General features: G+C 67.6%; 13 protein-coding genes. 7 read left to right on the top strand and 6 right to left on the bottom strand.

Translation table 11 applies throughout. The features are described 5' to 3' along the window. Nucleotides 1-2: 2 nt before the first annotated feature. The 6 genes from ACM6JT_RS03330 (at nucleotide 3) to nagE (ending at nucleotide 10944) form a co-directional block, all read left to right on the top strand. Nucleotides 3-3206: an error-prone DNA polymerase gene (locus ACM6JT_RS03330; RefSeq protein WP_414855968.1), complete on the top strand. Its 3204-nt coding sequence runs from the start codon at nucleotides 3-5 to the stop codon at nucleotides 3204-3206. Between the two features lie 327 nt (nucleotides 3207-3533). Beyond that, on the top strand, nucleotides 3534-4268 hold the full coding sequence (locus tag ACM6JT_RS03325) for a GntR family transcriptional regulator (protein ID WP_034179089.1): 735 nt from the start codon (nucleotides 3534-3536) through the stop codon (nucleotides 4266-4268). A gap of 108 nt (nucleotides 4269-4376) precedes the next feature. Then, the gene (gene nagA / locus ACM6JT_RS03320) at nucleotides 4377-5480 is read left to right on the top strand and encodes an N-acetylglucosamine-6-phosphate deacetylase (protein ID WP_414855967.1); all 1104 of its coding nucleotides are present in this window, start codon (nucleotides 4377-4379) and stop codon (nucleotides 5478-5480) included. Beyond that, nucleotides 5473-6489 carry an SIS domain-containing protein gene (locus ACM6JT_RS03315; protein ID WP_034179087.1) on the top strand — a complete coding sequence of 339 codons (1017 nt, stop codon included), beginning with the start codon at nucleotides 5473-5475 and terminating at the stop codon, nucleotides 6487-6489. The genes nagA and ACM6JT_RS03315 overlap by 8 nt, the downstream gene beginning before the upstream one ends. 15 nt (nucleotides 6490-6504) lie before the next feature. After that, complete coding sequence (ptsP, locus tag ACM6JT_RS03310; protein ID WP_414855966.1) at nucleotides 6505-9087, top strand: phosphoenolpyruvate--protein phosphotransferase; 2583 nt, start codon at nucleotides 6505-6507, stop codon at nucleotides 9085-9087. An 87-nt stretch (nucleotides 9088-9174) separates the two neighbouring features. Beyond that, nucleotides 9175-10944 (top strand): N-acetylglucosamine-specific PTS transporter subunit IIBC, encoded by a 1770-nt coding sequence (gene nagE / locus ACM6JT_RS03305; RefSeq protein WP_034179085.1) that lies wholly within the window; start codon nucleotides 9175-9177, stop codon nucleotides 10942-10944. Between the two features lie 143 nt (nucleotides 10945-11087). On the opposite strand, the gene ACM6JT_RS03300 is transcribed toward nagE, so the two are convergent. The 5 genes from ACM6JT_RS03300 to cydP all read right to left on the bottom strand — a co-directional run bounded on the left by ACM6JT_RS03300 (nucleotide 11088) and on the right by cydP (nucleotide 17334). Then, entirely contained in the window at nucleotides 11088-13571 is a 2484-nt protein-coding gene (locus ACM6JT_RS03300) for a family 20 glycosylhydrolase (protein ID WP_414855965.1), read from the bottom strand. Between the two features lie 569 nt (nucleotides 13572-14140). Further along, a complete protein-coding gene (gene cydX / locus ACM6JT_RS03295) occupies nucleotides 14141-14263 on the bottom strand; it encodes a cytochrome bd-I oxidase subunit CydX (RefSeq protein ID WP_034179083.1) in 123 nt (40 codons plus the stop codon). A 54-nt stretch (nucleotides 14264-14317) separates the two neighbouring features. Next, nucleotides 14318-15454: a cytochrome d ubiquinol oxidase subunit II gene (cydB, locus tag ACM6JT_RS03290; protein ID WP_034179082.1), complete on the bottom strand. Its 1137-nt coding sequence runs from the start codon at nucleotides 15452-15454 to the stop codon at nucleotides 14318-14320. Between the two features lie 31 nt (nucleotides 15455-15485). Further along, on the bottom strand, nucleotides 15486-17066 hold the full coding sequence (locus ACM6JT_RS03285) for a cytochrome ubiquinol oxidase subunit I (RefSeq protein WP_034179081.1): 1581 nt from the start codon (nucleotides 17064-17066) through the stop codon (nucleotides 15486-15488). Further along, nucleotides 17056-17334: a cytochrome oxidase putative small subunit CydP gene (cydP, locus tag ACM6JT_RS03280; RefSeq protein ID WP_034179080.1), complete on the bottom strand. Its 279-nt coding sequence runs from the start codon at nucleotides 17332-17334 to the stop codon at nucleotides 17056-17058. The genes ACM6JT_RS03285 and cydP overlap by 11 nt, the downstream gene beginning before the upstream one ends. Before the next feature lie 172 nt (nucleotides 17335-17506). On the opposite strand from cydP, the gene ACM6JT_RS03275 reads away from it, so the two are divergent. Next, a complete protein-coding gene (locus ACM6JT_RS03275) occupies nucleotides 17507-17710 on the top strand; it encodes a hypothetical protein (protein ID WP_414855964.1) in 204 nt (67 codons plus the stop codon). A 10-nt stretch (nucleotides 17711-17720) separates the two neighbouring features. Here ACM6JT_RS03275 and rpoH read toward each other — a convergent pair whose 3' ends face one another. Next, complete coding sequence (gene rpoH, locus ACM6JT_RS03270; protein WP_034179079.1) at nucleotides 17721-18656, bottom strand: RNA polymerase sigma factor RpoH; 936 nt, start codon at nucleotides 18654-18656, stop codon at nucleotides 17721-17723. Nucleotides 18657-18778: the final 122 nt, after the last annotated feature.

The following is an 18778-nucleotide window of genomic DNA, read 5'->3' as shown; positions in this document are numbered from 1 at the left end:
TGATGGTTGCGGAATTCAGTTGGCTGCCCGATTACGCGGAGTTGTTTTGCCGCTCGAACTTCTCGTTCCTGCATGGCGCGTCGCATGCGGAAGAGTTGGTCGAGCGCGCGTTCGAGCTCGGTTATCGCGGGATCGCGATCACCGACGAATGCTCGCTCGCAGGCGCGCCGCGCATGCATGTCGAGGCGAAGGCGAAAGGGCTGCCGCTCGTCATCGGTTCGTATTTCGAAGTAACCCCGGATGAAGTCGCGCCGGGCCACGATCCTGGCCCCGGCGCGTTCGGGCTCGTGCTGCTCGCGCAGAACCGCGAGGGTTACGGCAACCTGTCCGAACTGATTTCGTGGCGGCGGATGGCATCGCCGAAGGGCACGTACCGACTGACGTCGCGGATGCTGTCGGTGCCGCCCGAGGAGTTTGCGCACTTGCGCGGAATACCCGACTGCTTCGCGATTCTCGTGCCCACGTATCCGGTGCGTGCGGATGTACTCGATGCGCAGGTCGCGTGGTTTCGCACGACATTCGGCGAGCGTGCGCGGCTAGGGCTCGTGCAGTTGCAGCGTGCGCTGGACGGTGCGCAGCGCGAGGAGATTCGTGCGGCCGGCGCGCGGCGCGGCGTGCGCATCGTCGCGCTCGGCGACGTGACGATGCACCGGCGCTCGTGCAAGGCGTTGCAGGACGTGATGACGGCGATCCGCGTCGGGATGCCGGTTTCGGAATGCGGCTATGCGCTCGCGCCGAATGCCGAACAGCACCTGCGTTCGCGGCAGCGTATCGGGCAACTGTTTTCGCCTGAAGAGATCGCGGAAACGTGCGCGATTCTCGATGCGTGTCATTTTGAACTCGATTCGCTGCGCTACGAGTATCCCGACGAAATCGTGCCGAAGGGGCACACGCCGGCGAGTTACCTGGAACAGGAAACCGAGGCAGGGGCGGCCGAGCGCTATCCGCAGGGTATTCCGGAGAAAGTGGAGAAACAGATCCGGTATGAACTCGACCTGATCGCGAAGCTGAGCTACGAACCGTTCTTCCTGACCGTCTACGACATCGTCAAATACGCGCGCAGCCAGAACATCCTGTGTCAGGGCCGAGGCTCGGCAGCGAACTCGGTCGTCTGTTATTGCCTCGGCATCACCGAGGTGAACCCCGAACAGAGCACGATGCTGTTCGAGCGCTTCATCAGCGAGGAACGCGGCGAGCCGCCCGATATCGACGTCGACTTCGAGCATCAGCGTCGGGAAGAAGTGATCCAGCATATCTATGAAAAATACGGACACGATCGCGCCGCGCTCGCCGCTGCCGTATCGACGTATCGCCCGCGCGGCGTGCTGCGCGAAACCGGCAAGGCGCTCGGCGTCGATCCGATGCTGGTCGATCGCGTTGCGAAAGGGCACCGCTGGTTCGACGGCAGCCGCGATCTGCTGCAGAAGTTCGCGACGACCGGGCTCGATCCCGAAACGCCGCTGATCCGCGCATGGGCCGACCTGGCGGGGCGATTGCTCAATTTCCCGCGCCACCTGTCGCAGCACTCCGGCGGCTTCGTGATCAGCCGCGGCAAGCTCACGCGGCTCGTGCCGGTCGAGAACGCGGCGATGGACGGGCGGCGCGTGATCCAGTGGGATAAAGACGATCTCGAAGCGCTCGGGCTGATGAAGGTCGACGTGCTCGCGCTCGGCATGCTGTCGGCGCTGCATCGCGCATTCGACATGCGCACCGCGTGGCGCGGGCCGCCGGAGCCGGGCGGCGAGCCATTCACGCTGAAACACATTCCGCAGGATGATGAAGCGACCTACGACATGATCTGCCGCGCCGACACGGTCGGCGTGTTCCAGATCGAATCGCGCGCGCAGATGTCGATGCTGCCGCGCCTGCGGCCGCGCAATTATTACGATCTGGTGATCGAGGTGGCGATCGTGCGGCCGGGGCCGATTCAGGGCGGAGCGGTGCATCCCTATCTGAAGCGGCGGCAGGGCATCGAAAAGGTCAGTTACCCGAAGGAAGATCTGAAGCCCGCGCTCGAGCGCACGCAGGGTGTGCCGATCTTCCAGGAGCAGGTGATGCAGGTCGCGATGATCGCGGCCGGCTTCACGCCCGGCGAAGCCGACCAGTTGCGTCGCGCGATGGCCGCGTGGAAGCGCAAGGGCAATCTGGAGCAATATCACCGCAAGATCGTCGACGGGATGCGCGAGCGCGACTATCCGCCCGAATTCGCAGAACAGATCTTCGAACAGATCAAGGGCTTCGGCGATTACGGTTTCCCCGAAAGCCACGCGGCGAGCTTCGCGAAGCTCGCCTACGCCAGCAGCTGGCTCAAATGCCACGAACCGGCGATCTTCCTCGCCGCATTGCTGAACAGCCAGCCGATGGGTTTCTACCCGCCGTCGCAACTCGTGCAGGACGCGAAGCGCCACGGTGTGCAGGTCCTGCCGATCGATGTCACGCAAAGCGACTGGGAGGCATCGCTCGAAGCGCTGCCCGGCCAGCTGCCGCCGCACGGCCAGCCTGCCGTGCGGCTCGGCCTGTCGCTCGTGCGCGGCCTCGGCGAAGCCGCCGCGCGCCGCATCGAAGCCGCACGCGCGGCGGGCCCGTTCGAGAACGTCGACACCCTCGCGCGTCGCGCGCAGCTCGAACGCCGCGACCTCGAAGCGCTCGCCGCCGCGAATGCGCTCGCGACGCTCGCCGGCCATCGCCGCGATGCACTGTGGCAGGCCGTCGCCGCGGCGCCGGAGCGCGACCTGCTCGCCGCCGCGCCGATCGACGAAGCGGAGAAGCCCGCGCTCGGTGCGCCGTCGGAGGCCGACGACATCCTCGCCGACTATCACACCACCGGCCTCACGCTGAACCGCCATCCGGTCGCGCTGCTGCGGCCCGCGCTGCGCGCGCAGCGGCTGTCGTCCGCGGCCGAACTGCGCGACCGCCCCGACGGCCGGCTCGCACGCGCGTGCGGGCTCGTGACCGCGCGGCAGATGCCGGGCACCGCGAAAGGCGTGATGTTCATGACGCTCGAGGACGAAACGGGCTGCGTGAACGTGATCGTCCGGCCCGAACTGCTCGCGCGGCAGCGCCGCGAAACCCTCGATTCGCGGCTGCTCGCGGCGTCCGGCGTGTGGCAGGTCGTGAGCGACGTGAGGCACCTCGTCGCGCAGCATTTCGAGGATCTGACGCCGCTGCTCGGCGGCCTGCGCACGTCGAGCCGCGAATTCCACTGACGCCCCCGACGCGTGCCGCCGGCCCGCGCGGCGCTTCGCCCCACGATGCATACCAGTCGGCTCAACTGGTTCTATCCCGGTCTCATATTCGCACCCGAAACCTGGCTGAACCGGGCACTGGAACTGTCCCCTTGCATACCACTTCGGGTAAATCCCTATCCCGCATATCGTTGTAAACAAAGGCTTTATCGGCACTAAAATGCTTGCGCAGCAAGGCTTTCGGCGATTTTCACGCAGCTAATACCAGTTCGTTGACTGGTATTATGGTGGTTATATAATGCGTTCACTTTCGACGGCCCGAGGTCGTCGTCCGACACCCGGAGGCACATGGAAACCGGCTGGTCCGAACTGGCGCCCGATCCCCTCAGCGACACGCCGCTCTACCTGCAGCTCGCCCGCAACCTGGCGAGCGCGATTCACGGCGGCGCGTGGCGGGCCGGCGAGGCGCTGCCGTCGGAGCGGCTGCTGTCGGTGTCGGTCGGCGTATCGCGGATCACGGCCCGCCGCGCACTCGCGCTGCTGGTCGAGCAGGGGCTGATCACGCGGGCGCGCGGTGCGGGCAGCTTCATCACGCCGCGCGTCGCTGATCCGCTGTCGCGTCTCGTCGGTTTCACCGCGAAGATGCAGCAGCGCGGCTTCATGCCCGATTCGGTATGGCTGTCGCGCAAGTTGCGTACCGCGAGCCGCGACGAGATCGTGCATCTCGGCCTCGCGCCGGGCGCGACGGTTGCTCGGCTCGAACGGCTGCGCCGCGCGGACGGCATCGTGATGGCCGTCGAGCATTCGACGCTGCCGGCCGCGGTGGTGCCCGATCCGCAGGCGCTCGGCGCGTCGCTGTACGAATACCTCGAAGCGCGCGGCATGGTCGTCGTGCGCGCACTGCAGCACTTTCGCGCGGTGAACGCGACGCGCGAGATCGCGAAGTGGATGGCGGTGAAGCCGGGCGCGGCACTGCTCGTGATCACGCGCATCGGCTACGGCGCCGACCAGCGCGCGATCGAAGTGACCGAATCGTATTGCCGCGACGACTATTACGACTTCGTCGCCGAACTGAAACGCTGACGCGCGAGACTGCCCGCGCGCCAAGCAACGCGATGGGCGCGAAGCAACGACACGGATTTGCAAATCACGACGCGGATGCCCGCGTCACCAGATCATCAAGAGAACGTCATGCTGACTGGAAACATCCTCACCCCCGACGGCTGGATTCACGGTTCGCTCGATAGCGAGAACGGCCGCATCACCACGGTCGACGGTACGCCCGCCGATCCCGCGAAGAACGACGCGCCGTACATCCTGCCCGGCTTCATCGACCTGCACGTGCACGGCGGCGGCGGCGCCGACGTGATGGAAGGCGGCGACGCGATCGAGACGATCGCCCGCACGCACGCGCAATTCGGCACGACGAGCCTGCTCGCGACGACGATGACCGCGCCGCGCGACGAACTGATGAAGGTCGTCGGCAATCTCGGCAGCGTCGCGCGCACCCGCACGCCGGGCGGTGCGCGCGTGCTCGGCGTGCACCTCGAAGGGCCGTACATCAACCCCGGCAAGCTCGGCGCGCAGCCCGACGCGGCCGTGTCGGCCGTGCTCGACGAAGTGCTGAAGTACCTGTCGATCGCACCGATCCGCGTCGTCACGCTCGCGCCGGAAATCGCCGGCCACATCGAGATCATCGGCGAGATGGCCGCGCGCGGCGTGCGCGTGCAGCTCGGCCACTCGCTCGCGACCTACGACGATGCCGTCGCCGCGCTCAAGCACGGCGCATGCGGCTTCACGCACCTGTTCAACGCGATGTCGCCGCTGCATCACCGCAACCCGGGCCTGGTGGGCGCGGCGCTTGCGCATGCCGAATACGCGGAAATCATTCCCGACCTGCTGCACGTGCACCCGGGCGCGATTCGTGCTGCGCTGCGCGCGATCCCGCGCCTGTACGTCGTGACCGACAGCACGTCCGCAACCGGCATGCCCGACGGCGAATACCGGCTCGGCAGCCAGCACGTGACGAAGTGCCTCGGCGGCGTGCGGCTCGCCGACGGCACGCTCGCCGGCAGCACGCTGACGATGGACCAGGCGCTGCGCAACCTCGTGTCGCTCGGCCTGCCGATCGCCGACGTGTCGAACCGGATGTCGCGCTATGCGGCCGACTACCTCGGCGTCGCCGATCGCGGCCGCCTCGAGCGCGGCGCATGGGCCGACCTCGCGGTGTTCGATCGCGACCTGAACCTCACCGCGACCTATGTCGAAGGAGAATCGATTGTCGAATATGCTTAAGGAAGCGCGCGAGTCCGCCCAGGTCGTCGCCGCGCAAATCGCCGACACCACGCGCGTCGAAGCGCTCGCCGGCCAATTGCTCGATCACCCGCCGGCCGTCGCGCTGACGGTCGCGCGCGGCAGCTCGGATCACGCCGCGAGCTATTTCGCGAGCCTGACGATGAGCCGCCTCGGCGTGCCGGTCGCGTCGCTGCCGATGTCGGTCGCGACGCTGCAGCAGGCGCCGCTGAAGGTGCAGGATCAACTCGCGATCGCATTCTCCCAGTCGGGCAAGAGCCCCGACCTCGTCAACACGATGGCCGCGCTGCGCGAAGCCGGCGCGCGCACCGTCGCCGCCGTGAACGTGCTGCCGTCGCCGCTCGCCGATGCGTGCGAGCACCAGTTGCCGCTGCTCGCCGGCCCCGAACTGTCGGTTGCCGCGACGAAGAGCTATATCGCGATGCTGTCGCTGTCCGCGCAGATCGTCGCTTACTGGCAGCGCGACGCCGCGCTGGTGACCGCGCTGCGCGGCTTGCCCGACGTGCTCGCGCAGGCCGGCCGGCTCGACTGGTCGCAGGCCGTTGCCGCGCTCGCGGGCATCGAGCGGATGATCGTCATTGGCCGCGGCCTCGGTCTCGCGATCGCGCAGGAAGCCGCGCTGAAGCTGAAGGAAACGTCCGGCATCCAGGCCGAGGCGTTCTCGAGCGCCGAAGTTCGTCACGGCCCGATGGAACTGATCGATCGCGACTATCCGCTGCTCGTGTTCGCGCCGCCGGGGCCCGAACAGGCCGGCCTGCTGCAACTCGCGGAAGACATGCGCGCGCGCGGCGCCGCCGTGCTGCTCGCGGCGCCCGCCGGCACGCCCGGCCTGTCGGGCACGGTGCTGCCGCTCGCGCAGTCCGCCCATCCGGCGCTCGACCCGATCGCCGCCATTCTTTCGTTCTACGTGATGGCGGCGGATCTCGCCGTCGCGCGCGGCCGCAATCCCGACACGCCGCGCCACCTGAACAAAGTCACCGAAACGCACTGATAGCCGAGACAGCCGATGAGACGCGCCGAGGAGTCCCAGTTGAAGAGCCCCACCCACGATCAGATCGTCCTGCTTGCCCCGTTGACGGGGCCGATCGTTCCGCTGGCCGACGTGCCCGATCCGGTGTTCTCCGGCGGGATGTTCGGCGACGGCATCGGCATCGACCCGCTCGCGGGCAAGCTCGTCGCGCCGTGCGCGGGCATCGTGTCGCATCTCGCGCGCACGGGCCACGCGGTGACGATCACGACGCCGCAAGGCGCGGAAGTGCTGTTGCACATCGGCATCGACACCGTCGAGCTGAACGGGCAGGGCTTTACCGCGCACGTCGAGGCCGGCGCGCGCGTCGAAGCGGGCGATCTGCTGATCGAGTTCGACCAGGACGCGGTCGCGCGCAGCGCGCATTCGCTCGTGTCGGTGATCGCGATCGCGAACTCCGACGCGTTCGAGGTCGTCGACCGCGCGAGCGGTTTCGCGACGGCCGGCGAGACGCCGCTGCTCGCGCTGCGCGGCAAGGGCGAAGCGGCTGCGCAGGCGGCGCAGGCCGGCGCGGCGGCACACAACGAAGTGCGCCGCGAAATCGTGCTGGCGCAGCCGGGCGGCCTGCACGCGCGGCCGGCCGCGCGTGCGCGTGAGGCCGTGCGCGGGCTCGACGCGACCGTCGACGTGCTGTTCGACGGCCGCAAGGCGTCGATCGCGAGCGTCGTCGGCCTGCTCGGCCTCGGCGCCGGCGAAGGCGCGACGGTCGAACTGGTCGGCCGCGGCGCGCACGCGCAGCAGGCCGTCGATGCGGTCGAGCACGAACTGCTGCGCGAAGCGCACGGCGAAGTCGAGGAAAAGCCGGCGCGACTGAGGTCGCCCGCGCCGCAGACGGCCGCGCGCAACGTCGGCGCGCCGATCGACCCGAACACGCTCGTGGGCGTATGCGCGGCCCCCGGCATCGCGGTCGGCACGCTGGTGCGTCTCGACGATGCGGAAATCGTGCCGCCCGAACAGGCCGCCGGCACGCCGGCCACGGAAAGCCGCCAGCTCGACCAGGCGCTGAAGGCTGTCGACGGCGAACTCGACGAAACGGTGCGCAGCGCATCGGCGCGCGGCGCGGTCGGCGAAGCGGGCATCTTCGCGGTGCATCGCGTGCTGCTCGAGGACCCGACGCTGATCGACGCGGCACGCGACCTGATCAGCCTCGGCAAGAGCGCGGGTTTCGCATGGCGCGCGACGATCCGCACGCAGATCGACACACTGTCGAAGCTCGACGACGCGCTGCTCGCCGAACGCGCGGCCGACCTGCGCGACATCGAGAAGCGCGTGCTGCGCGCGCTCGGCCACACGAACGGCGCGGCGCGTGCGCTGCCCGACGAGGCCGTGCTCGCGGCCGAGGAATTCACGCCGTCGGACCTGTCGTCGCTCGATCGCCAGCGCGTGACCGCGCTCGTGATGGCGCGCGGCGGTGCGACGTCGCACGCGGCGATCATCGCGCGGCAGCTCGGCATCCCGGCGCTGGTCGCGGTCGGCGATGCGCTGTATGCGATTCCGGACGGCACGCAGGTCGTCGTCGATGCGAGCGCGGGCCGTCTCGAACACGCGCCGACCGCGCTCGACGTCGAACGCGCGCGGCACGAGCGCCAGCGCCTGGAAGGCGTGCGCGAGGCGAACCGGCAGCTGGCAGGCGTGGCCGCCGCGACGGCCGACGGCCGCGCGATCGAGGTGGCCGCGAACATCGCGACGCTCGACGACGCGAACACCGCGGTCGACAACGGCGCGGACGCGGTCGGCCTGCTGCGCACCGAGCTGATGTTCATCCATCGCCAGGCCGCGCCGACGGTCGTCGAACACCAGCAGAGCTACCAGTCGATCGTCGACGCGCTGCAGGGCCGCACGGCGATCATCCGCACGCTCGACGTCGGCGCCGACAAGGAAGTCGACTACCTGACGCTGCCGCCCGAACCGAACCCGGCGCTCGGCCTGCGCGGCATCCGCCTTGCGCAGGTGCGCCCCGATCTGCTCGACGACCAGTTGCAGGGCCTGCTCGCGGTGAAGCCGTTCGGCGCGGTGCGCATCCTGCTGCCGATGGTCACCGACGCGGGCGAGATCGTGCGGCTCAGAAAGCGCATCGACGAGTTCGCCCGAGCGCAGGGCCGCATCGAGCCGATCGAGGTCGGCGTGATGATCGAGGTGCCGTCGGCCGCGCTGCTGGCCGACCAGCTCGCGCAACACGCGGATTTCCTGTCGATCGGCACCAACGACCTGACGCAGTACACGCTTGCGATGGATCGCTGCCAGGCCGACCTGGCCGCGCAATCCGACGGCCTGCATCCGGCCGTGCTGCGCCTGATCGACATCGCGGTGCGCGGCGCCGCGAAGCACGGCAAGTGGGTCGGCGTGTGCGGCGCGCTCGGCGGCGATCCGCTCGCGGTGCCGATTCTGGTCGGCCTCGGCGTGACCGAGCTGTCGGTCGACCCGGTAGCGGTGCCGGGCATCAAGGCGCGTGTGCGCCGTCTCGATTACCAGTTGTGCCGTCAGCGCGCGCAGGATCTGCTCGCGCTCGATTCGGCACAGGCGGTAAGGGCAGCAAGCCGCGAGGTCTGGCCGCTCGACTGAACGTCGAAGGCAGGCTCGCGACCCGTTTCACTACGAGAGCAATTAGGTCAACGACGCTTAACGACGAGACAAGGATTGGAGGACTGAATGAACGGGAATCCGTTTCTGAAAATACAGGGCCTGGGCCGGGCGCTGATGCTGCCGATCGCGGTATTGCCGGTTGCCGGCATCCTGCTGCGGCTCGGCCAGCCGGACGTGTTCAACATCAAGATGATCGCCGACGCCGGCGGCGCGATCTTCGACAACCTGCCGCTGCTGTTCGCGATCGGCGTGGCGGTCGGCTTCGCGAAAGACAACAACGGTGTTGCTGCGCTCGCGGGCGCGATCGGCTACCTGATCGAAACCGCGATCATGAAGGACATCGATCCCAAGTTGAACATGGGCGTGCTGTCCGGGATCATCGCGGGTGTCGTTGCGGGCTTGCTGTACAACCGCTTCAAGGACATCAAGCTGCCGGACTACCTCGCGTTCTTCGGCGGCAAACGGTTCGTGCCGATCATCACGGGGCTGGTCTGCGTGATACTCGGCATCGTGTTCGGCTACGTGTGGCAGCCGGTCCAGCATGCGATCGACGCGGCCGGCCAGTGGCTGACGACGGCGGGCGCGATCGGTGCGTTCGTGTTCGGCTTCCTGAACCGCCTGCTGCTCGTCACGGGCCTGCACCACATCATCAACTCGCTCGCGTGGTTCGTGTTCGGCAACTTCACGCCGCCCGCCGGCGGCGAGATCGTGCACGGCGACCTGCACCGCTTCTTCGCGGGCGACCCGACCGCGGGCACCTTCATGGCCGGCTTCTTCCCGATCATGATGTTCGGCCTGCCGGCTGCGTGTCTGGCGATGCTGCACGAAGCGCCGAAGGAGCGCCGCGCGATGGTCGGCGGCCTGCTGTTCTCGATGGCGCTGACGTCGTTCCTGACCGGCGTGACCGAGCCGATCGAGTTCAGCTTCATGTTCCTCGCGCCGGTGCTGTACGTGATCCACGCGGTGCTGACGGGGCTGTCGCTCGCGATCTGCCAGATCCTCGGCGTGAAGCTCGGCTTCACGTTCTCGGCCGGTGCGATCGACTACGTGCTGAACTACGGGCTGTCGACGAAGGGCTGGATCGCGATTCCGCTCGGCATCGCATACGGCGCCGCGTACTACGGGCTGTTCCGCTTCTTCATCCGCAAGTTCAACATGGCGACGCCGGGCCGCGAGCCGGCATCGGCCGACGCGGCGGCGGAATCGTACGCATCGGGCGGCTTCGTCGCGCCGGCTGCGGGCGCCGCATCGGCTGCGGTTGCACCGCGCGCGCAGCGCTACATCGCCGCGCTCGGCGGCGCGGGCAACCTGACGGTCGTCGACGCATGCACGACGCGCCTGCGCCTGACCGTCGTCGATCCGGAGAAGGTATCGGAGCCGGAACTGAAGTCGATCGGCGCGCGCGGCGTGCTCAAGCGCGGCGGCAACAGCGTGCAGGTGATCATCGGGCCCGAGGCCGACCTCATTGCCGACGAGATGCGTACCGCGATCGGCAGCGGTGCGACCGGCGCGGCGTCGACGGCGACGGCCGCCGCGGCGCAGCCCGTCACGGGCGGGGCCGCCGGCCCGCTCGATCCGGAGCCGGCCCGCTGGCTCGCGGTGTTCGGCGGGGCGACCAACGTCGCGTCGCTCGACGCGGTCGCGACCACGCGCCTGCGCGTCGTCGTGCGCGATCCGTCGGCGGTCGATCGCGATCGTCTCGGCGCGCTCGACGTCGCGTGGGTGTCGCTCGACACGTTCCACATCGTCTGCGGCAACGCGGCGGCACGTTATGCCGAACAGCTCGGCGCACGCCTGCCGCCGGCGGCAGGCGGGGCGGCAGTGCAACCGGCATGACGCAATAAGGCCGGCAGGACCCGCGCTGCGGGTTCGGGCCGGTCGGCAGAAACGAAAACGGCTTGCGATGCGTCGCAAGCCGTTTTTCTTTGGTGGGGCGATTGCGCGATGCGTTCGTCTGCATCGCTCAACCGTTCAACCGCTCACGGGTTCGTCAGCGTGAAGGTCGGCTTCCGGTAGCCGATGCCCGCGCGGTCGAGCTTCGGCAATTCGCGTTGCGTGAGCAGCGTCGCGAAACCGGCCCAGTCGCGCTGCAGCGCGGCCGTGTCGACGTGATGCGTATCGCCGCGCTTGTAGCGCACGCCGGCCGCGTACGGCAGCTCCCAGTCGGCCCGGTGCCACGCGCGCTCGGCGAGCGCGAGCAGCCGCGGATAGGCCATGTATTCGAGGAAGGTGTCGTTGCGCATCACCTCGCCCCATGCCTGCCCTTGCATGCCTTCGATGCGCGGCGCGGGGCCCGTGCCCGTTGCCTCGAATGCGTTGCCGCCACGGTCGCCCATCACTTCGGCGTTCTGCGGCAGGTTCTCCGGCGCGAGCGAGAACACCTTGTACTCGTCCGTCGCGTGCGAGCCCCAGTAGTAGCCGCGCTCGCGCGGGTTGAGCGTGTACGGGAAGTCGAAGTACAGGTAGTCGGGCAGCGCCAGCACCGTCAGGTAGCCCTTGCCGCTCAGGTCGCGCGCGCTGTCCGATGCGCCCCAGAAGATCGTGTCCCACAGCGACACCATCACGTGGCGCGTGCCGAAGTCCTGCGGCCCGTTCGCATGCTTGATGCCGTCCTGCCACGCGGCCATCGTGTCGATCCCGTTCGCGTTGACGGCCGCGCTCACCTGTTGCGCGAAACGCGTCGGCAGTTCGTCGATCGACTTGATCTCGCCGCGCTGGAGCAGCGCCGTGCATGCGGGCGAACGCGCCCACGGCTTGTCCTGCGCGGCGAGATCGATGCGGCCCTTGTTCGGGTCGGTGCCGTTCAGCGGCTGGAAGCCCGCGCCGAGCAGGATGTTCTTCGCTTCGTCGCCGCCGTAGTGCCAGATGTGCAGCGGCGCCTGCGCGTCCGCATGCATCGCCGCGATCTCGCGGATCACCTTCGACGCGAAATTGAGCGCGCCCGGCACGCACGGGTTCAGGTCGCTGCGGCGGTCGTAGAACTGCACCGTCAGCAGGTTCGACGTGTCCTGCGGATCGAGCAGCCGGTACGCGTTCGCTTCCTGTTCGCGGCCGGCCGCATGCAGCCTGCGGTAGCGTGCCTCCATCGTCACGACGGCCGCACGCGCATGCGCTGGCATGTCGATCTCGGGAATGATCTCGACGAAACGCGCGGCCGCGTAGCGCACCAGCGCCACGTAGTCGTCGCGCGTCAGGTAGCCGCCGCCCGAGCGGTTGTCCGGGCCGGAGCCTAGTTGCGGCAGCAGGCAGCGCGTCTCGCTCGGGTCGTGGCAGCGGCGCGAGCCGATCTCGGTCAGCTCGGGCAGGCCGGGAATCTCGATGCGCCAGCCTTCGTCGTCGGACAGATGCAGGTGCAGGCGGTTGAGCTTGTACGCGCTCATCTGGTCGATCAGGCGACGCAGCGTCGCCGGGTGCTTGAAGTTGCGCGCGAGGTCGACGTGCATGCCGCGATGCGTGAAGCGCGGCGCATCCTCGACGAGCATCGCCGGGATCGGGCCGCCGCCGGCCGGCGCGAGCGAGAAGAGCGTCTGCACGCCGTAGTAGAGGCCCGCGCGATCGTAGGCTTCGATGAACACGCCGCGCGGCCCGATCGCGAGCCGGTAGCCGCCCGGCGTCGCGATGTCGGCCGGCAGCCGGCGCGGCGCGACGGCACCCCACACGGGCACGCGTGCGCCGTCGAGGCCGAGCGTCGTCGCCCGCTCGCGCAGCGCCGCGACCTGCGCGTCCGGCAGGTTCGGCAACGCGAACTCGACGCCGCGCAGGTCGAGCGTGCCGGGCAAGCGCTGTTGCCGCTTCACGCTCGGCAGCGCACGGCTCGCGTCGGGCCGTGCGGCCACCGGCGGCGCATTGCCGGTCGAGTTGTTCTGCGCGTCGGCCGGCAGCGATTCGACGTAGCGCAGCTCGTCGTCGGTGTCGTTGTAGCGCAGCACGGCGGGCGGCGCGCCGTCGACGACGACGTACGGGCGCGGAATCACGTCGCTGTAGCGCAGCAGCCAGTATTCGGCGACGAACGGCAGCTCGATGCGCTCGCCCGGCGCAAGCCGCACCGAGCCCGGCTGCGGCGTCAGCTCGTACAGGTCGCCCGTGAGCCGCCGCAGCGCGAAGCCCGGACGGTCGATCCGCAGCAGGCGGCGGATGCTGTGCAGATAGAGCTTCCAGCCGCCGTCGGCGATCGCCTGGTGGCCGCGGTTCTGCAGGATCAGGCGGCCCGTCGCGCAGGCCGCGCCGTCGGCGCCGAGATCGGCGCACGGCACGCCGGCCGCAGCCGCGTGGTTGTTGTCGACGGCGACGCGCAAGGCGAGGCCGTTCGACAGCAGCGTCGCGAGACTGGCCGTTTGCGCGGTGGGTTGCGCGGTGCCCGCGGTCGCGCCGGACGCGGTCGATGCCGGCTGGGCGGAGATCGCGGCCGGCGACAGCGCCGCGATCAGCACGCCGGCAAAGAGGGATGGCAAGGTACGCTTCATTCGAACTCCTGATAAAAAAGGGGGGCGTAGCGTCGTCGTGGAGTGACGTCGCTGCGATCGGACTTTCAATGGAGCTGCGGGAGATACCTGCACGCGGGGCGATGCGGCCGCACCGCGCGCTTTCGGCACGCGGGGGCGTGCGTTACGGAACGGGAGGCGGGCAGGCGTGCCGATCGGACCGGCGGGGCGGCGTACGCGCGTTCATCGGCGGCGCGCGGCAACGGCCGCAATGGCGAAGCGGCCGCAGTCGGCTGCGTTCGTCCGGCCGCGCACGATGGCGACAACAGGTGCCGCCGCACGGCAATCAGCCGCCGCCCGGCAACACGGCGCGCAGGCGCGCGCCATACACGAGATTCGCATGTCTCCCCCACCCAGAAGGATTCGGCCTGTCGGCGGCCGTGTCCAAAGATCTTATGAAACCTTTTATTGGTATTCAAGTGGTATCAATCTGGCGCTAAATTGGCATCGGTGTACGAGGCCGGTCCGGACGGCCGGGACGAAAAAAAACCTCGCGCGAAGCGAGGTTCGTTCCGGACGGCGGCGGCGCGATCCGCCGCACGCGTCACGCGTCAGTCGCGGCGCACGCGCGCGGGCGCTTCCTGCGTCTTCTGCCGCGCTTCGAGCCACATCGCGTTGACGATGCCGAACGACAGCGCGACGCCGATACCGAGAATCCAGCTGAAATACCACATGATCCGACTCCTTGCGAAACGGTGGACGGGGGCGCCTGTGCGCCCCGGCCAGGTTCAATACATCGAGTGATTGTTCTCTTCGAGCGTCTGGTGCGTGACCTTGCCGCGCATCACGCGATACACCCAGCCCGTGTAGACCAGGACGATCGGCAGGAACACGATCACCGCGAACAGCATCACCTGCAGCGTCTTGTGGCTCGACGTCGAATCCCACACGGTCAGGCTGCTGCGCGGGTCGAGCGACGACGGCATGATGAACGGGAACATCGAGAAGCCCGCGGTCAGGATCACGCCGACGATCATCAGGCCCGTGCAGAAGAACGCCGTCTTCTCCTGCTTCGAGCCGGCGAGCAGCAGCGCCAGCAGGCCGCCCGCGATCCCGACGACCGGCGCCGCGATCATCCACGGAAACTCGCTGTAGTTCGCGAGCCACAGGCCCGAGCCGGCGGCGACGTCCTTGAGCAGCGGGTTCGCGACCGTGTCGGTCGGCGCGGCGTTCGTGATGTGGAAGCCGCCGATATACGACGCGATCAGCACGCCGGCCAGCACGAACAGCACGACCGCGAGGAACGACGCCACACGCAGCGCGATCGATGCGCGGCGCGCGATCACGCCGTCGGTCTTCATCTTGATGAAGGCGGCGCCGTGCGCGACGAGCATCGTGAGGCTGACGAGCCCGCACAGCAGCGCGAACGGGTTCAGCAGCGCCCAGAAGCTGCCGTAATAGGTCACGCGCAGGTCGCTGTCGAACTTGAACGGCACGCCCTGCAGCAGGTTGCCGAACGCGACGCCGAACACGAGCGCCGGCACGAAGCCGCCGGCGAACAGGCCCCAGTCCCAGCCCGCGCGCCAGCGCGGGTCCGGCCGCTTGCTGCGGTAGTCGAAGCCCACCGGCCGGAAGAACAGCGCGAACAGCACGAGCAGCATCGCGAAGTAGAAGCCGGAGAACGACGCGGCATAGACGAGCGGCCAGGCCGCGAACATCGCGCCGCCGGCCGTGATCAGCCACACCTGGTTGCCTTCCCACGTCGCACCGACCGTGTTGACGATGATGCGGCGCTCCTCGTCGGTCTTGCCGAGGAACGGCAGCAGCGCGGTCGCGCCCATGTCGAAGCCGTCGGTGACGGCGAAGCCGATCAGCAGCACGCCGACGAGCAGCCACCAGATCAGCTTGAGAGTTGCATAGTCCATAGCGATTCCTTGTTCCGTTTCGGGTGCGTGCTCAGGCCGGGGCGCGCTCGCTGGCGGCCGCGAGTTCGTGGTGATAGCGGCCGGTATGCAGCGACGACGGGCCGAGGCGCGCGTACTTGAACATCAGCTTGATCTCGATGACGAACAGCGCGGTGTAGAACAGGATGAAGCCCGCGAGACTCAGGTACAGGTCGGTCGGCGTCAGGCTCGACGCGGACAGGTGCGTCGGCAGCACGCCGGCGATCGTCCACGGCTGGCGGCCGAGCTCGGCGACGATCCAGCCGAATTCGATCGCGATCCACGGCAGCGGGATCGCCCACAACGCATAGCGCAGGAACCAGCGGCGATTGTCCTGCAGCAGTTCGCGGCGCGCGCAGAACCAGAACGCGGCAACGAACGTCGCGACGAACAGGAAGCCGAGGAACACCATGATCCGGAACGAGAAGAACACGGGCGCGACCGGCGGGATCGTCTTCTTCGCGGCGGCCTTGATCTGCTCGGGCGTCGCGTCGGTCACGTTCGGCGTGAACTGCTTGAGCATCAGACCGTAGCCGAGATACTGCTTGTGCTGGTCGAACAGTTCGCGCGTCGCGGCGCTCGTGTCGCCCTGCTTGATCTTCTGCAGCGCGCCGTACGCGATCATCCCGCTCTGGATGTGCTCCTCGCTGTGCTTCGCGAGATCGCGCAGGCCGATCACCGGTTCGTCGATCGAGCGCGTCGCGATCAGGCCGAGCGCATACGGGATCTTGATCGCGTAGTCGGTACGCTGTTCTTCCTGGTTCGGAATGCCGATCAGCGTGAACGATGCGGGCGCCGGCTGCGTTTCCCATTCGGATTCGATCGCGGCAAGCTTCATCTTCTGCACTTCGCCGGTCGTATAGCCCGATTCGTCGCCGAGCACGATCACGCAGAGCGTCGCCGCGAGGCCGAAGCCGGCCGCGACCGCGAACGAGCGCAGCGCGAAGTCGATGTCGCGCTTCTTCAGCAGGTACCACGACGACACGCCGAGCACGAACATCGCGGCCGACACGTAGCCGGCCGACACCGTGTGCACGAACTTCACCTGCGCGACCGGGTTGAACAGCACGTCGAACAGGTTCGTCATCTCCATGCGCATCGTCTGGTAGTTGAACTCGGCGCCGACCGGGTTGTTCATCCAGCCGTTCGCGACGAGGATCCACAGTGCGGACAGGTTCGAGCCCAGCGCGACAAGGAACGTGACCATCAGGTGCTTGACCTTCGACAGGCGGTTCCAGCCGAAGAAGAACAGGCCGACGAACGTCGATTCGAGGAAGAACGCCATCAGGCCTTCGACCGCGAGCGGCACGCCGAAGATGTCGCCGACATAGTGCGAGTAGTACGACCAGTTCGTGCCGAACTGGAATTCGAGCGTGATGCCGGTCGTCACGCCCATCGCGAAGTTGATGCCGAACAGCTTGCCCCAGAACTGGGTCATGTCCTTGTAGACCTGTTTGCCGGTCATCACGTAGACGGCTTCCATGATGACGAGCAGCCAGGACAGGCCGAGCGTCAGCGGCACGAACAGGAAGTGGTAGAGCGCCGTGATGCCGAACTGCAGGCGTGATAGATCGACGACTTCACTACTTATCATGGTGGTCTCCCTCGGTGGGTGCAGGTGCCGGTACCGAGAGCAGCTTCTCGGCGACGGCGGCAGGCGGAAGCGACATGTGCTCGGCCTGCGGATGATTGAAGAATGCGTATTTGAGCGACATCAGGAGGATCAGCTTGACGATCAGCACCAGGGTGATGTCGCGGGCGAGGGTCGGTCCGCGAGCCCACGCGGCGATGCGCGCGCGCCAGCCGATCGTGCCGGCCGGCCGCTGGGGAGGCGGCGCAGGCTCTTTATTGATCGAGATCAAGGTGATTATCCTGAATCGATTTAGGACGGATTGGGGGCGACTTTACGTCGGATTTATGACGGCCGTGAAGCTGTTTTAATCCTTTTGCGCCTGACATGCCAATTTTAAGATGACGGCTTTCCGATGCCGAGTGCTGCGCTGCGGCAGACCGTCGCTAACTACGGGCTGAAACTTGAGGCAGATCAAGCTTATGCGGAAGGGAGCCGAAAACGGCCTATTACCTGATGAATCGGGTCAATTAATCGGCGAAGAAACGGGCGGTAAAGCGGATGAAACGCAGCGGGAAAAGCGGAAAAGCAGCGGAAAAAGCAGCGGGAAAAAGCAGACGAAAAAAACCGCTGCCGGTCAGGCAGCGGTTTTCGATGCAGCGCTCTGAGTCGCCGGATTTATGCGTATTCGGCGAGGGCGGTGCGCATCTTTTTCATTGCGCTCGCTTCGATCTGGCGGATGCGTTCCGCGGACACGCCGAACTCGGCGGCGAGATCGTGCAGCGTCGAGCCGCCCGAGCCGTCGTCGTCGACGTGCAGCCAGCGCGCCTCGATGATGCGGCGGCTGCGCGCGTCGAGCGCGTCGAGCGCCTGCGCGATGCCGTCCGTCTGCAGCGTGTCGCGCTGACGCGCGGCGAGCACGGCGGTCGGCTCGTTGTGCGAGTCGGCCAGATAGGCGATCGGCGCGTACGACTCCTCGCCGTCTTCCACCTGCCCTTCGAGCGCGATGTCGCCGCCCGACAGGCGCGTTTCCATCTCGGCCACTTCTTCGCGCTTGACGTTGAGCTCCTGCGCGAGGCCGTCGATTTCCTCGGGCGTCATCGCCTGCATGCTCTTCTTGTGGCTGCGCAGGTTGAAGAACAGCTTGCGCTGCGCCTTCGTCGTCGCGACCTTCACCATGCGCCAGTTGCGCAGGATGTACTCGTGGATCTCGGCCTTGATCCAGTGGATCGCGTACGACACGAGGCGCACGTTCTGGGCCGGATCGAAGCGCTTCACGGCCTTCATCAGGCCGATGTTGCCTTCCTGGATCAGGTCGCCGTGCGGCAGGCCGTAGCCGAGATAGTTACGCGCGATCGACACGACGAGACGCAGGTGCGACAGCACGAGGCGGCGCGCCGAGTCGAGGTTGTTGTTTTCGCGGAATTCGGTTGCGTACTGGCGTTCCTCTTCGGCCGTCAGCAGAGGAATGCGATTGACGGCCTGGATATACGCGTCGATGTTGCCAAGCTGGCCCGGCAACATCGATTGAGCTGCGAGCGCCAGCGAGCCTGCCGATTCGGCCTTGGCCGGCGTCGGGCTCAGGGTATTCGGAAGGGTCAGGGCGTTGCTCACTAAAAACTCCTTTGGAATCAGGGACAAACCCTGGGTCTCGGATGAGATTCCGGGGCCAATCTTAGCACTCCCGGAAACCGAGTGCTAATTCCTTAGAGCGGGCGTGGGCATCTGAGTTCCCG

Origin of the sequence: Burkholderia sp. IT-111MI5 (assembly GCF_949752865.1) — a bacterium.
GTDB lineage: Bacteria > Pseudomonadota > Gammaproteobacteria > Burkholderiales > Burkholderiaceae > Burkholderia > Burkholderia pyrrocinia_C.
Note: the sequence above shows the minus strand (reverse complement) of the source record. Positions and strands in the feature narration are given on the sequence as shown.